Annotated in this window: 17 protein-coding genes; 8 read left to right on the plus strand and 9 right to left on the minus strand. The window is 61.0% G+C overall.

The annotated features are described in order from the left end of the window. Window positions 1–82: 82 nt before the first annotated feature. Window positions 83–1,330: a sensor histidine kinase gene (locus tag ACQY6C_RS06035; RefSeq protein ID WP_427966127.1), complete on the plus strand. Its 1,248-nt coding sequence runs from the start codon at window positions 83–85 to the stop codon at window positions 1,328–1,330. After that, window positions 1,323–2,081, plus strand: coding sequence for a LytR/AlgR family response regulator transcription factor (locus tag ACQY6C_RS06040; protein ID WP_427966130.1), 759 nt, complete (start codon window positions 1,323–1,325; stop codon window positions 2,079–2,081). Before ACQY6C_RS06035 ends, ACQY6C_RS06040 begins: the two co-directional genes overlap by 8 nt. Before the next feature lie 160 nt (window positions 2,082–2,241). Here the strand turns inward: ACQY6C_RS06040 and ACQY6C_RS06045 are convergent, their stop codons facing one another. Continuing rightward, a complete protein-coding gene (locus tag ACQY6C_RS06045) occupies window positions 2,242–2,550 on the minus strand; it encodes a UrcA family protein (RefSeq protein WP_427966133.1) in 309 nt (102 codons plus the stop codon). A gap of 208 nt (window positions 2,551–2,758) precedes the next feature. On the opposite strand from ACQY6C_RS06045, the gene ACQY6C_RS06050 reads away from it, so the two are divergent. The 3 genes from ACQY6C_RS06050 to ACQY6C_RS06060 all read left to right on the plus strand — a co-directional run bounded on the left by ACQY6C_RS06050 (window position 2,759) and on the right by ACQY6C_RS06060 (window position 4,143). Beyond that, window positions 2,759–3,025, plus strand: a complete 267-nt coding sequence (locus ACQY6C_RS06050; protein WP_427966136.1) for a hypothetical protein — start codon at window positions 2,759–2,761, stop codon at window positions 3,023–3,025. Window positions 3,026–3,090: 65 nt separating this feature from the next. Further along, window positions 3,091–3,834 (plus strand): metallophosphoesterase family protein, encoded by a 744-nt coding sequence (locus tag ACQY6C_RS06055; protein WP_427966139.1) that lies wholly within the window; start codon window positions 3,091–3,093, stop codon window positions 3,832–3,834. Window positions 3,835–3,945: 111 nt separating this feature from the next. After that, window positions 3,946–4,143: a hypothetical protein gene (locus tag ACQY6C_RS06060; RefSeq protein ID WP_427966141.1), complete on the plus strand. Its 198-nt coding sequence runs from the start codon at window positions 3,946–3,948 to the stop codon at window positions 4,141–4,143. Window positions 4,144–4,229: 86 nt separating this feature from the next. Here ACQY6C_RS06060 and rpsI read toward each other — a convergent pair whose 3' ends face one another. The 5 genes from rpsI to ACQY6C_RS06085 all read right to left on the minus strand — a co-directional run bounded on the left by rpsI (window position 4,230) and on the right by ACQY6C_RS06085 (window position 7,525). Beyond that, window positions 4,230–4,751, minus strand: a complete 522-nt coding sequence (gene rpsI / locus ACQY6C_RS06065) for a 30S ribosomal protein S9 (protein ID WP_427966144.1) — start codon at window positions 4,749–4,751, stop codon at window positions 4,230–4,232. Further along, on the minus strand, window positions 4,751–5,230 hold the full coding sequence (rplM, locus tag ACQY6C_RS06070; RefSeq protein ID WP_427966147.1) for a 50S ribosomal protein L13: 480 nt from the start codon (window positions 5,228–5,230) through the stop codon (window positions 4,751–4,753). Before rplM ends, rpsI begins: the two co-directional genes overlap by 1 nt. Window positions 5,231–5,403: 173 nt before the next feature. Then, entirely contained in the window at window positions 5,404–6,039 is a 636-nt protein-coding gene (locus ACQY6C_RS06075) for a hypothetical protein (RefSeq protein WP_427966150.1), read from the minus strand. Window positions 6,040–6,146: 107 nt separating this feature from the next. Next, window positions 6,147–6,467 (minus strand): divalent-cation tolerance protein CutA, encoded by a 321-nt coding sequence (gene cutA / locus ACQY6C_RS06080; protein ID WP_427966153.1) that lies wholly within the window; start codon window positions 6,465–6,467, stop codon window positions 6,147–6,149. Further along, entirely contained in the window at window positions 6,464–7,525 is a 1,062-nt protein-coding gene (locus ACQY6C_RS06085) for a COX15/CtaA family protein (RefSeq protein ID WP_427966156.1), read from the minus strand. Before ACQY6C_RS06085 ends, cutA begins: the two co-directional genes overlap by 4 nt. Before the next feature lie 126 nt (window positions 7,526–7,651). Between ACQY6C_RS06085 and ACQY6C_RS06090 the strand changes: the two genes are divergently transcribed. Both ACQY6C_RS06090 and thiS read left to right on the plus strand, forming a co-directional pair. Further along, the gene (locus ACQY6C_RS06090; protein ID WP_427966159.1) at window positions 7,652–8,035 is read left to right on the plus strand and encodes a MerC domain-containing protein; all 384 of its coding nucleotides are present in this window, start codon (window positions 7,652–7,654) and stop codon (window positions 8,033–8,035) included. 17 nt (window positions 8,036–8,052) lie between these two features. Continuing rightward, window positions 8,053–9,054, plus strand: a complete 1,002-nt coding sequence (thiS, locus tag ACQY6C_RS06095; RefSeq protein WP_427966161.1) for a sulfur carrier protein ThiS — start codon at window positions 8,053–8,055, stop codon at window positions 9,052–9,054. Here thiS and ACQY6C_RS06100 read toward each other — a convergent pair. Then, a complete protein-coding gene (locus ACQY6C_RS06100) occupies window positions 9,051–9,653 on the minus strand; it encodes a class I SAM-dependent methyltransferase (protein WP_427966164.1) in 603 nt (200 codons plus the stop codon). The two genes, thiS and ACQY6C_RS06100, sit on opposite strands and share 4 nt — an antisense overlap. Window positions 9,654–9,752: 99 nt before the next feature. On the opposite strand from ACQY6C_RS06100, the gene ACQY6C_RS06105 reads away from it, so the two are divergent. After that, window positions 9,753–10,280, plus strand: a complete 528-nt coding sequence (locus ACQY6C_RS06105) for a hypothetical protein (RefSeq protein WP_427966167.1) — start codon at window positions 9,753–9,755, stop codon at window positions 10,278–10,280. Window positions 10,281–10,295: 15 nt separating this feature from the next. Here the strand turns inward: ACQY6C_RS06105 and ACQY6C_RS06110 are convergent, their stop codons facing one another. Both ACQY6C_RS06110 and ACQY6C_RS06115 read right to left on the minus strand, forming a co-directional pair. Then, a complete protein-coding gene (locus tag ACQY6C_RS06110; protein WP_427966170.1) occupies window positions 10,296–12,257 on the minus strand; it encodes an alpha/beta hydrolase family protein in 1,962 nt (653 codons plus the stop codon). Window positions 12,258–12,342: 85 nt separating this feature from the next. After that, window positions 12,343–14,145, minus strand: coding sequence for an AMP-dependent synthetase/ligase (locus ACQY6C_RS06115; protein ID WP_427966172.1), 1,803 nt, complete (start codon window positions 14,143–14,145; stop codon window positions 12,343–12,345). Between the last annotated feature and the right edge of the window lie 15 nt (window positions 14,146–14,160).

Raw genomic sequence — 14,160 nt, forward strand, 5'->3', positions numbered from 1 at the left:
TCGATGAACTTTCGATGAACGGCAGACCGTGCCCGACGACGGATTCGCCATGTTTGCGCGCGCGCGGTATTCGGCGACCATAATGAATACAAATGCAACCAAACAGGGACGCGATTCGGGTCCGAGCGTTCCATTCCGGACGGTGGTGCTGTCCATATTCGCGCTGTGGCTGGTCTATTTCGCGATCACCACCATGCGCGGCTATATCGTTGGCTTCGAGTTCCAGTACGAGATGCTCTGGCGCCGGGGCGTCGTTTCGCTGGTCGGCGTCGCCATGACAATGGTGCTGTGGCTGCTGATTCGGCTGTTCGACCGCCGGCCTTTCTGGATGCGCGTGATAGTGGTGCTGGTGCTGGCACTGCCGATCGCCGTTCCGATTGCCCAGGTCAACCAATGGGTGTTCGAGGAACTTCAGGCCAAGGAAGAGCAGCGCGTGGGCCGCGAGGCTGGCAGCAATCTGCGCCGCGACGAAGCGGGCAATCTGATTGTCGATGTGCCGGTCAAGCGGGTCCAGAAATTCGAGAATACCGGAGACCTTTTCGCCGAAGAGGACGTGGTTTCCGAAAGCGTGATCGTGGTGCCTGCACCGACAGATCGCGAACAATGGGTCATGATCCTCGACATTGCGCTTGGCCGGTATTTTCTGCTTCTCGCCTGGGCTTCGCTCTATTTCGCCATGCTGGCAGGCTACCAGGCTCGTACCGCGGAGCGGCGAGCCGGTGAATTTCGCAATGCTGCGAAGGCGGCAGAGCTGCGTTCGCTGCGCTACCAGGTCAATCCGCATTTCCTGTTCAACACGCTCAACTCGCTTTCCGCGCTGGTCATGACCGGCAAGGCCGACCGCGCCGAACGCATGATCCAGACGATCTCGCGTTTCTACCGGCATAGCCTGGCCGACGATCCGACTTCGGATGTGCAGTTGCAGCAGGAATTCGACCTGCAGCGGCTCTATCTCGATATCGAATCGGTCCGTTTCCCGGAACGACTGCGCTGTGTATTCGATCTGCCCGAGGAGCTGGTCGATGCCCGCGTGCCGGGCATGATCCTGCAGCCATTGGTCGAGAACTCGGTCAAATATGCGGTTTCGGCATTGAATCGCCCGGTGACCATCACGATTGCTGCACGCGAGGAATTTGACCGGCTTGTGATAAGTGTGAGCGATGACGGCCCAGGCGTCCCGGAAGGTGCCAGCCATGGATTCGGTATTGGCCTGGCCAATGTCAAAGATCGGCTCGAGGCGCGTTTTGGATCGGATGTAGTCTTGACTTCTGCGCCTGTGCCGGGTGGTTACAAGAGTGAGATCCGCATTCCGCTGACACGCAATGGCTGACGACGACACAACAGATTCACCTTTGCGCACTCTGATCGTCGATGACGAACCGCTCGCTGTCGAGCGGATGCAAGTGCTGTGCGCCAATGTTCCCGCCATCAACGTGGTTGGAACCGCCAGCGATGGTGCGGCGGCCTTGCGTCTGGTCGATGCCCTGTCGCCCGATCTGGTCCTGCTCGACATGACCATGCCGGAGATGGACGGATTGGCGGTGGCGCAGGTCCTTGCCGGAAGGGAAAAGGCACCCGCCGTGATCTTCGTGACGGCGCATGAGGATTTCGCGGTCGATGCATTCGACCTTGAAGCGATCGATTACGTGCTGAAACCGGTTGCGGCCGACCGGCTCGAACGGGCGATTGAACGCGCGGTCGCGAGACGCGGCACACGAAGGGAAAGCAGCAGTCAGTGGCTCGAAGAGCTGTGGGTGCCGCATCGCTCCGAACTCCTGCGGATCGATGTGAACGAAGTGGCGCGGATCGATGCAGAGCGTGACTATGTCCGCCTGCATGTCGGCCTGCCGGGGGACGGTGGCCGATCCTATCTGCTGTTGCAGACGATTGCGGGACTGGAAGAACGGCTCGATCCGGCGGAGTTTATCCGTATCCACCGCTCGACCATATTGCGTAAGGAGCGCATTCGTGGCCTGAGGCACGATGGGCTCGGCGTATGGTCGGCGGAACTGGAAGATGGCGAGGCAATGCGTATCGGGCGCACCTACCTCCCCAAAGTGAAGGCCATGGCTGGCCGCTAATCACCCTCCAAGGGACATTCGAGTCACCCAGTTAAGGGACTCGAAATTGGTTTCATATGCAATAAAAAGAAAGGGCGGTCCGGACCCCGGGACTGGGTTGGGTCCGAACCGCCAGATGCACCAGCGCTAAGAGCACCGGGTAACGGTGGCTGATCTTGCGTCAGCCGCCACGTTGTTGGTTGGCAATCAATGTCGCCATTTGCGATTTCGCGGTTGCGCGCGCCTCGGCGAAGCATTGCTTGCTTGCGCGCGACGGAAGCCGGGTTCCGGTGCGCCGCTCATTCAGCTTGCAGATCTGGCTTGCCGCAGCATCGATGCGTCGTTCGAGCTTTTCCTGCCCTTCGGGGGTGTCGAGGTCGAGATCGCGATATTCGATCTTCACTCCGGGCGTTTCCGAGGTGTCAGCGGCAGCGGGGGTAGCGGCCAGCATGAGGCCAAGTGCCGCAGACGTCAGGGTAGTCTTGATCATTGTTTCCTCCATGCGCGACAATCTCCATTCGGGGGGATCGAGATGTTGTCGGCACAGAAATAGCTAGGCCGTTCGGGGGGATACCGCAGCACAGGGTCGACGATTACGAGGAAATGCTCGATCAACGGGCAACCGGTCGGACCGGCGGCATAGACCGCCCGACGAACGACTATTTCCAACCGACGGGCGGCAGCGTAATATTATTGCCATGGCGATCCTGTTCATCTTCTTTCTGGGAATTGGCAATTTCGCCCTGCACAAGGCGGTGTTGGAGAGCGGCCATCCACTGCTGGGCCAGATGCCGTGGTTCGTGCATATGCTTGGCGGGCGCCTGACCATGATCACAGAGTTTCTCGTGCTGCTCGCGGCCATGCTGCTGGCCTATGGCGGTTGGCCGGGTCTGGTGTGGGCCTATCTCGCCTATAGCGCGCTCAACGCCGTCGCCGCCTGGCTGATACTGACCGACCGCGTCTGAATTGGGGCTCGGCAGGGCAAGATAGTTCTTGCCAAGGCCAGGTGATCCCGCTTGGCATTGAGAATATGACGACACGCATCTTCCATCTTAGCGATCCGCATTTCGGAGTCGAAAACCGGCCGGGATTGGCGGAGTTCGCCTCGGCGGTGCGGGCAGAGCGGCCCGATCTGGTGCTGTGCACGGGGGACCTGACACAGCGCGCGACGCACGGCCAGTTTGCCGAGGCAGGCGAATATTTCGCAGGATTGGGCACTCGCGTGGTGCTTTGCGCCGGCAATCACGACATGCCCTATTACAATCTGTGGGAGCGGTTTACCGACCCCTATCGCAGGTTCCGCCAGCTCTATGCGGAAGTGGGAAGCGAATTCGCGTCTGACGATCTCGTGCTTGTCCCGCTCAAGACGACGGTACGCGTGCAGCCGCGCTTTCCCTGGTCGGATGGTTTTGTGAGGGCCGATGCTCTCCAAGCGACGATCCAACACCTGGGCAGGTTGACCGGCGATACGCGTTTGAAGATCGTTACCTGCCACCACCCCCTGCTTCCGGCGCGTGAAGGGGAGCGCAACCCGACGATCGGCGGGAATGACGCCTTTGCCGCGATCGCGGATGCGGGGGCCGATGCAGTCGTCTCGGGCCACGTGCATATTCCCTTCGACCTGCGGCGCAGCGCAAATGGGGCCGCCGTGCGCATGATCGGGGCCGGGACGCTCTCAACGCGGCTGCGCGGCGCGCCAGCGGGCTATAATGTTCTCACATGTTCACGCGACAGCGGTATCGAAGTCGAACAGCGCGTGGTCGGCGAAACCTGATCCGGCGCGCGCCAGCTTATCAGATTCTTAACCGCCATCGGTATAGCGTCACTAAGGAAGTTAACTCAGGAAGCCGACAGCCTTGGGCTGCGGTAGAACGGGGAATGAATCATGGAAGCGATCAAGGCCGCCGGTCTTGGGGGCGTACTTACCTGGGTGATCTCGCTGATCATCGGCTCGCAAGGGTCGCATGGCGGTCAGCTGTCGATTCACCTCATGCATGCCGGGCAGTACCAGGTGTATTGGTCCTGGCCGCTTTTCCTGGCCGCATCCGGCCTGGCTTTCGGCATTATGGTGATGCAGCGCTGAATCTTCGCTGACTGCGAATGCCAGTACATAAGAAAAGGGCGGCCCATTGCAGGCCGCCCTTTCGCATTTGGTTGTAGTCGAAGCGATCAGCGCTTCGAGAACTGGAAGCTGCGGCGTGCCTTGGCGCGGCCGTACTTCTTGCGCTCCACCACGCGGCTGTCGCGAGTGAGGAAGCCGGCGGCCTTGACGGTCGCACGCAGGGCCGGCTCGTATTTCGCCAGCGCCTGGCTGATGCCGTGCTTCACAGCGCCGGCCTGGCCGGACAGTCCGCCACCGCGCACGGTTGCGACGACATCGTACTGGCCCTCACGTTCGGTGATCGCGAAGGGCTGGTTGATGATCAGGCGCAGCGTGGGGCGGGCGAAATAGACGTCCTGCTCCTTGCCGTTCACCGTGACCACGCCCTTGCCCGGCTTCAGCCAGACGCGGGCGACTGCGTCCTTGCGACGGCCGGTTGCATAGGCACGGCCATGCTGGTCCAGCTCCTGCTCGCGCAGCGGGGCAGTGCTTACCGCGATCGTAGCAGCGTCACCTTCGGGTGCGTCGCCGGCGATGTCCTTCAGATCGGCGAGATCCGTGACAGTTTCGGTGTTCTGTTCGTCAGCCATTATGCGGTGACCTTGTTCTTGCGATTCATGGAAGCAACGTCGAGCACCTCGGGCGCCTGGCCGTCATGCGGGTGCTCGGTGCCGGCATAGAGGTGCAGCGCCTTCATCTGCTGGCGCCCCAGCGGGCCGCGCGGGATCATCCGCTCGACCGCCTTTTCCAGCACGCGCTCGGGGAAGCGGCCTTCCAGCACCTTTGCCGGGGTCGTTTCCTTGATGCCGCCGGCATAGCCGGTGTGCTTGTAATACTTCTTGTCGGTCGTCTTCTTGCCGGTGAATTTCACCTTGTCGGCATTGATGACCACGACGTGATCGCCGCAATCGACATGCGGGGTAAAGCTCGGCTTGTGCTTGCCGCGCAGGATGTTGGCAACGATCGTGGCAAGGCGGCCGACGACCAGCCCTTCCGCGTCGATCAGGAGCCACTTCTTTTCGACCTCGGCCGGCTTGATCGACCGGGTCTGCTTGCTGAGCGCCTTCATGGGTACAAAGTCCTAAAATTGAACAGCCGCGACACCCAGTCGCAGCCTACGAATCGCGATGCCGCCGCACGCAGCGGATCGCCGAAGCGCGCGCCATTTGTCGCTTCAGGGCGTTCAAGTCAAGCAAAACCGCGGGTTTCAGCGGAGGTAAAATAATACCGTGGCCCCGTGCGCTAGGTACCGTTGCCGGTGCTTCCGGAGGATTCGACCGGTACCATGCGCCAGATTTCACTGGACACTCTTTCGCTGTTGCCAAGCCGCGTCACGATGTCCCGGCTTGCCCGTTCGAGCCATGATTCTCCGGCCAAAGATGACGAAGCATAGACCAATTCGATTTCGCCAGTTGCACCATCCGGCAGAGCGATATCCCTGTGCTGGCGCATCTCCCTTCCGCTCGGATAGAACAGGTCCGGGGGAAGCGTCTCCAGCAGCGATCCGCCTGCGGCCTGGATCGCGCCGAGGTATTGGACGGCCTCGGATTTCTGCGTCGGCGTCCGGTTCGATTTCGCGATCAGGCCTTCTGCAATCTGCACGGCCTTGGCGATATCGTCAGCATCCTGACCCGAACCTGCGCCGACGATCCGGCCATCTGCAGATAGAAGGATGGGGAACATGCCATTGGTATCGCGCTGCTCCTCCAGTTCGGCGAGCGGTCTCAGCTTCTCGGGAGCGTCGACGCTCGCGCTGGCCTGCTTGCCTTCGACTGCGATTCCGCGCCCGTTCGGGACGAACCGGACCAGCCAGCTCCGCCTGACCACTATAGCCTTGCCATCGGAGAGCTCGCGCCGGATCTCACGGGAAAGCAGCATCGGCCCTTCGGGGAGCGGAACCCCGGGCGCAGCTGCAGCAGGACTGGCTAGGCAGGCTGCAAGCCCTGCCGATCCCAATATTACATTTCGCCTGCTGATCCCGTCCATCATGGCTCCCCTGTGTTGATCCCCGCGAGCCAGTCCCGTGTTGCGCGAGGCGCCGCCTGGCAATCCCATCCCAGAATCGCCGGTGTGTCGTATGGATGCAATGCGCTCAACCGTTCACAAGCCGCCTCCAGCAATGTCTGATCGGTCTTGAAAAGCACCCCAACCTCGCGCGCTTCGCCGCATTCGCCCTTCCAGACGAACAGCGCTTCAACTTCGCCCAAAATGTTGGCGCAGGCAATGAGCTTCTCCTCAAGCATGACCCGGGAGGATTGCCGGGCGCTTTCCCGGTCTGGAAAGGGGCAATAGATCATTGCAGTCATCGGTGCTTGCCTGCGGCATGCATGCCCCAGGCCGTCGCTGCGACCAGCAAGGCGCCGACCAGCTGGTGAGCAACGGCCAGCCACAGCGAAACGCCCGTCATGACCGTCGCTATGCCAAGCAGGATCTGCGTTCCAAATGCGCTGTGGATGGCGATGGAGGCGGGCCGTTCCGATTGCCGCACGCGCCGCGCCAGCCAGATCAGCATCCCTACAACAACCCAGGCCCACCAGCGATGGAGAAAGTGAAGCAGAAAGGGATCATGCGTCATCGCCCAACCCATTCCCTTGCTGGTATCGAACTCAGGGATGAAGCGGCCCTGCATCAGCGGCCAGGTGTCGGATGCAAGCCCTGCGTTGAGCCCGGCAACCCATGCGCCAAACAAGAGCTGCACGAACAGGACCAGCGCCGTGGCCGTGGCGAGTCCGGTCAGCTTCGCGGGCCTCGCTTCCGGATCGCGGGCCAGCATGCGCAGGTCCAGCGCGGTCCAGATCAGGCCACCGAGCGTAAAGAAGGCGGTGAGCAAATGGACCGAAAGCCAGAAATGGCTCACATCGGTCATTTGCCCGCTGAGCCCCGACCGAACCATCAGCCAGCCGAACGTTCCCTGCAGGCCGCCCAGCGCCAATAGCGCGAGCAGGCGGGGCTTGTACCCCGCGGGAATTGCGCCCTTGATCCAGAACCAGGCGAGTGGCAGCGCAAAGGCCATGCCGATCAGCCGCCCGATCAGGCGGTGGAACCACTCCCAGAAGAAGATGAACTTGAAGTCGGACAGCGTCATGCCCGCTGGACCGGATTCATAGATGAACTCGGGCGTCTGGCGGTACAGGTCGAACTCGGCCTGCCATGCCTGATCGTTCAGTGGAGGCAGCACACCCGTCACGGGGTTCCACTGCGTGATGGAAAGCCCGCTTTCGGTCAGCCGCGTTATGCCGCCCACCAAGACGATCAGCACGACCATCGCCGCCACAACGAACAGCCAGTTGGCGATCGCAAGCGGCCTCGTGGTGGGAGGGGGCGCCGGAATGCCGGAGAAATCTGCGTCGCTAGTGGCGTTCATGACTGGGTTAACTGTGCTTCCCAAAGCCAAAGTGCAAGCCAAATCCTGGCCGATTCCAGGCCAAATTCAGGCACTCGGCAGGCAGAGCTTGCATGATGTTACACCGTAACATACATAGCCCTTGCAATGGAAAGCGTTTCCTCCTCGATTCGCGGCGCGCTTGATCGCGCGGGTATCTGGCTCTCGAGCCTGTGCCTGCTGCATTGCCTTGCGAGCATCATCATTGTTTCTGCGCTTGGATTGGGCGGCCAGTTCCTGCTTGCACCGGAGATTCACCGTTACGGCCTGGCCTTCGCCTTGATTATTGCGGCGGTCGCAATCGGATGGGGCGCGCTGAGGCACCGCAAGGCCGCACCCTTTGTAACGGCGATGATGGGCCTCACCTTCATGGGGGGAGCGCTGGCGGTGCCGCATGGCGTGCAAGAGGCGGTATTGACCATTATCGGCGTCACGCTGGTTTCGACCGGACATATACTCAATCTGCGGGCCCACTTGCCTCGCACGCATTGAACGCTATTGCGCGCGGGATGAGCGCAACGATCGAACTGACCGTCAACGGCGAGCAGCGCCGCACTTCCACCTCCACTATTGCGGCCCTGGTGGCCGAGCTGGAGCTCGACCCGGCGAAAGTCGCGGTGGAGCGCAATGGCGAGATCGTGCCGCGGTCCCGGATCGCAGATGCGCCGGTCCAATCGGGAGATGTGCTGGAGATCGTCCACTTTGTAGGGGGCGGCTCCGGCAAGACTGACGATAGCCGGCCAAACGATAGCTGGAGCGTTGCCGGGCGGACCTTCCATTCGCGCCTGATCGTCGGCACTGGCAAATACAAGGATTTTGAACAGAACGCGGCAGCTGTCGAAGCGAGCGGGGCGGAAATCGTCACGGTTGCAGTGCGCCGGGTCAATGTCAGCGATCCCAAGGCGCCGATGCTGACCGACTACATCGATCCGAAGAAGATCACCTACCTGCCCAACACGGCGGGCTGCTTTACCGCGGAAGAGGCGATCCGCACCTTGCGGCTGGCGCGCGAAGCGGGCGGCTGGGATCTGGTCAAGCTGGAAGTGCTAGGCGAAGCGCGCACGCTCTATCCCGACATGCGCGAAACACTGAAAGCGACGGAGATTCTCGCGAACGAAGGCTTCCTGCCGATGGTCTATTGCGTCGATGATCCGATCGCGGCGAAGCAGCTGGAAGAAGCGGGCGCGGTTGCCGTCATGCCGCTGGGCGCGCCGATCGGTTCCGGGCTCGGCATCCAGAACCAGGTGACGATCCGTCTGATCGTCGAAGGCGCCAGCGTGCCTGTGCTGGTGGATGCGGGTGTCGGGACCGCGAGCGATGCGGCGGTCGGCATGGAGCTGGGCTGCGACGGCATATTGATGAACACAGCCATCGCCGAAGCCAGGGACCCGATCCGCATGGCGCGGGCGATGAAGCTGGCGGTCGAGGCCGGGCGCGAAGCCTATCTCGCGGGCCGCATGGGGCGGCGGAAATATGCCGATCCATCGAGTCCGTTGGCTGGATTGATCTAGTCTGCCTTGCGTAGCATGATCATGATGAAGCGCGATTTTCCACCTTCATAACCTCGCCCCTCGCCGGCAAAGGTTTCGATGTCAGACCATGTTCCGGCCGATGCGTAGTAGGCGCGGAGTTCTGCTTCGCTAGGGTAATTGTAATAGCGACCCAATCGATCGCGCCCTTCCCTACTCGCAGTCTTGTAAGTGGCCGCATGCAATCCGCCGGGTTTCAACGCGCGCCAAATTCTTGTCAGTACGCTGGCCAGCCCTTCTCGCGGAACATGGAGGAGGGAATAGGCGGCAACTATCCCGTCATATTTCTCTTCCGCCACCAATTCATCGAATCGCATGATCCTGACGGGGCACCCAAGCCGAGCCTCGGCTTGCGCTGCCATTTCCGGGACCCCGTCGGTCGGTTCGACCTCAAACCCGAGCTCTTGCATGTGTGCGGCATCACGCCCCGACCCGCATCCGAGTTCGAGGATTGACGCGCCAGGAGCCAGCTGTTCGAGGAATGGATCGAGATGCAACCCGATACCGCCGGGCCCTCTTGCGGCATAATCAGGCGCCTCGCCGGCATAAAACGCCAGGGTTTCGGTATCGAACTCGCGCATTCGTTTCACTTGGGTCGATCTCCGCATATTTCCAGCAATGATGGTTACCCGATATTAACCACGCTGCGCGACACTGCTCCCACAACAGGGGGCAAGACAATGGCCGTAACGAACAGTGCATCGATGACGATTTCGGAAATGCGCGAGTTTGCCGGTTTCGAACCGGCCGAGCAGCGCTACATCAAGCGCAGCCTCGACATCGGTCTGGGCCGTCAGGATGCCTTCAAGCTGTGGGCACGCAACGAAGGCGAAAGCGCCGCAATCCGCAGCCAATATGTCGCTTATCAGGAGCTCAAGACCCTGCGCGCAGCGATTCCGCAGGAAACCGCGCTGAGCCAGATCGAAGGCTTCATCGGCAAGCTTACGCGTGTCGCCGCTTTCGACCTCGCGCAAGAACGGATCGAATGCTTCTCTGCCTTCCGCTTCCTCTATGAGCGTTTGCTGGGGGCAGATGTACGGCCCTGGCTGCCGAGCGCGTTCTGCGCTGCTGCCGCGCTGCCGCAGATCCGGCCCGAACGCCGCAAGATCCTGCTCCAGAGCCTGAGTGAAGCTGCCGCGACCGCACCCGGCTGGTCCGATCGTGCACCGAGTTTCTACCCGGAGTTCATCGACGCCGAAGCGGCGTGATTTCGCTCTGCCCGGCTAGTCGGGCGGATTGTGCTTCATCACGAATCCCACGGCCGCCTTTAGCATGGCCTTTCGCGTATCGCTGAGAGAAAGCCAGTGGTCCTCGCCTTTCAGTTCGACAAATTCATAGGGTTTGCCAGCGTCTTTCAGCGCATCGGCCATCTTTTGGCTTTGCTGGTACTCGACCACGGTGTCGTCCCGTCCGTGAATCAGCAGGATTGGTGCATCGGCCCTGTCCGCATTGAAACGAGGTGAGATTTCCCTGTAGCCTGAGCGCGGACCCAACTCCTCTTCGAGCGAGCGCCTGGCAATCTTGCTATTGCCGCGTTCGCGATTCTCGATCCGTGACATTAGGCTGAGATCGGACACACCCGCCACCGATACCGCACATCGATAAAGGCCTTGCTGCAGGGTAACCCCCGCCAATGCAGCATATCCGCCATAACTTGCTCCGACGATACAGGCCCGCTTTGGATCGATGATCCCCTTCTCCGCCAATGCGGCCATCCCGTCCGAAATGTCAGTCTGCATCTTGCGGCCCCATTGGCCATAGCCGGCCTGAATGAAAGGCTCGCCCCGATTGGTCGATCCGCGGAAATTGGGCTGGAAGACGGCAAATCCACGCGAAGCAAAGGCCTGCGCCCACCAGTCGAAGCCTTCCGTATTATGGCTGTGCGGGCCGCCATGCGGGAGCAAAACCAGCGGCAGATTCTTCGCCTCCTTGCCAGGTGGAAGCGTAAGGATGCCATCCATTTCCAACCCGTCATTCGCCTTGTAGGTCACCTTCGAGACTGCGCCAACGGCGTCCGGTCCGATCGCCAGTCTTTCATAGGCGATGGCGTCGGCCCGATTGGTGGTCAAATCGACGGCGAAATAGGTTCCGCTGTCATGGTTTCCATCGGTTCTGACCAGGACGTGGCCGAAGTCTTCCGTCCAGTCGATCATCCGGTTGCGGTAGGTCGCGAAGGCCTGCTTGATCGCCTTGGCGCGTTTGGTTGCGGTTGCATTGAAGAAGAATGGTTCTTCCTGCTCGGTCTCCGTCACATACCCGATCATATGTCCGGTTTTGCGATCCCTGTATATTCTGACGATGTCCACATCGTCATAAATAACTTCGGAAGGACGGGAGCCATCGATGGGAACCTCGTACCAATGCGTTATGTCGGTCGTTTCGTCGCGCGAGCCATAGATGATCGTCGAACCATCCTTGCCGATCGATACCAGGAACACATCGCCCGCCGGGTTCCGGCCCGATGCGATCTTGCCGTTCGGCCCATCGATCGACCAGCGCCCGGAGTTCTTTGAAATATCGAGCGTTGCAATTACCGATCCCGAGGCACCAACCAGCCAGTGGCGTGTAGAGTATTCGGGAGGCCAGGTTGCAACATGTCTACTATCGTTGCTGAGGAGGTCGACCGAGTAGAGCGCAGGCCTGCCGTGCTGGAATTCGTAGCCGGTATTGCTTCGATCCGACCGACGTAGCTCGATAGCGCCGAAGAAAGCGACAGGGCGGCCATCGATCCATCGTGTGCCGTAGTAGCCGAACACCGCGTTCACCAGCGAACGCCGGTCACCGAACACCAGTTGCATTTCGCCGCCCTGCTGCACCGGGATCAGGACGGCCTGATAGAATTCAAACTTGTCCTGGGCGAAATCGTGGCCGAGCTTCTCGGTCGAACTCCGTTGAAGCATGATCAGGTCATCTGTCACGAAATCGAAGCTGCGGACCTTTACGTCGCCCACCGCGATCGACTTCAGCACCTTCTTGTCCGGGCCGACGATCAGGAGTTGCCTCGCACCTTTCGCCGACATGAGAAAGGCGTATCTCTGGCCGGACGGGGAAATGGCTGCATCCTCAACTTCGGGCAGGCTGCCATATGCTTCAAGGGGTGGTGGACTGGCCAGCGAAGGCGTTGCAATTGCACCCAGCAAGGCCATGCTCAGCGCAAGGCTCAGGTTTCGTAGCACGGTGATCATCCAGGCCCCATCCCCATGAAATCTTTGGGAAAGAGACTAGCGACCGACTAGCGAGATGCAAGCGGTGAACTGGCGGGCACCCCGGCTACCCCTTGTAGAGTCCGTCGATCCGGTCCTGGTAACGCCCGCGAATTACATGTCGCCGGATCTTCATGCTCGGCGTCATTTCCTCGTTCTCGATGGCGAAGGCTTCGTCCGCAAAGGCGAACTGGCGCACTTTCTCGACCACTGAGAGATCTTTGTTCACACGGTCTATCGCCGCGCGAATCGCGCTCTTGAACGCGGGCAGGCCCTGCAGCGCCTTGAGGTCGAACTTCTCGTCATTGGCACGCGCCCATTCGAGCGCCCATTCCGCATCGGGAACGATCAGGCCGACGATGTAGGGGCGCTTGTCGCCGGCCACCATGGCCTGCGCAATCTCGGGCTGCAGCGTCAGCATGCCTTCGATCTTCTGCGGCGCCACATTGTCGCCCTTGTCGTTGACGATCATGTCCTTCTTGCGGTCGGTAATGACGATCCGTCCGGCTTCATCGAGATGGCCGATATCGCCCGTGTGGAGCCAGCCGTCCTGAATGGTACGCTCGGTCTCGGCGCGGTTGCGCCAATAGCCACGCATTACAAGTTCGCCGCGGCACAGGATTTCGCCGTCTTCGGCTATCTTGATCTCGACCCCGCGCATTGGCGGCCCGACCGTATCCATCTTGAGCCCGGTCTTGGGCCGGTTGCAACTGATCACCGGGCCGGCCTCGGTCTGGCCATAGCCCTGCAGCATGGTCAGCCCCATGGCTTCGAAGAAGGTCCCGACATCGGGATTGAGCGGTGCGCCGCCCGAGACCATGGCCTTGATCCGCCCGCCAAAGCGCTTGCGGATCTTGGGACGGAGCGTGCGTTCGAGCAGGAAGTTCATCGGCAGGTCGCGCTTGCGTTTCTTGCCGCCGAACCCCTTCTCGCTGATCGTCAGGGCGCGATCCATCAGGTAATTGGCGAAACGGCCCTGCTTTTCGACCTGCTTCATGATGCGCGTGCGCAGCACTTCGAACAGGCGCGGGACGACCACCATGATCGTGGGCCGGACTTCCTCGATATTGCTGGCGAGCTTCTCCAGCCCTTGCGAATAGTAGATTTCCGCACCGACGCTGATCGGCAGGAACTGGCCGCCAGTGTGTTCATAGGCGTGGCTGAGGGGGAGAAAGGACAGGAAGCGCTCGTCCTTGATCCCGAAATCCTCGATCAGAATATCGGCGGCACCCGCGACATTGCACAGAATCGCGCCGTGGTGCTGCATCACCCCGCGCGGCGCCCCGCCCGTGCCACTGGTGTAGATGATACAGGCGGTTTCATCGCGCCCGATGCCGGCCATGCGCGCATCGACTGCTGCCCGCGCGGTGCCGGCATCGCCTTCGAGCATGGCACCCCACCCGTGATAGTCGAAGGTTCCCGACTGGAAGCGGCGCAAATCCTCGATCCCGATGACATGCTCGGCCATGCCCGTCGCCTGAATTGCGGCATGAAGCGGCTTCAACAGTTTCTCGGACGATACGATGATTGCGCGAGCGCCGGAATTGTCGAGGATATGGACGTGATCGCGCTCGGTATTGGTGATGTAGGTCGGCACTGTAATGCAGCCCGCCGCCATGATGGCTAGATCGGCGATGCACCATTCAGGGCGGTTTTCAGATACGAGCGCGACGCGATCGCCTGCTTCAAGTCCAAGCCTGCGCAGGTTTTCGGCCAACAGGCAGACCTGATCCGCCACTTCGTGCCAGCTTTGTGTGACCCATTCATCGCCAAGTTTGCGGCCCAGGAAGGGGGCGTCACCCTTCTTGTCTGCGCAGCTGAGAAACAGCTCGACCAGATTGTTGGCGGAATCGATATCGTGCAGCTGCAAGGCGGCGCTCCTGCT

The sequence above is a fragment of the Altererythrobacter sp. genome (assembly GCF_050299635.1).
In the GTDB taxonomy this organism is placed as follows: domain Bacteria; phylum Pseudomonadota; class Alphaproteobacteria; order Sphingomonadales; family Sphingomonadaceae; genus Erythrobacter.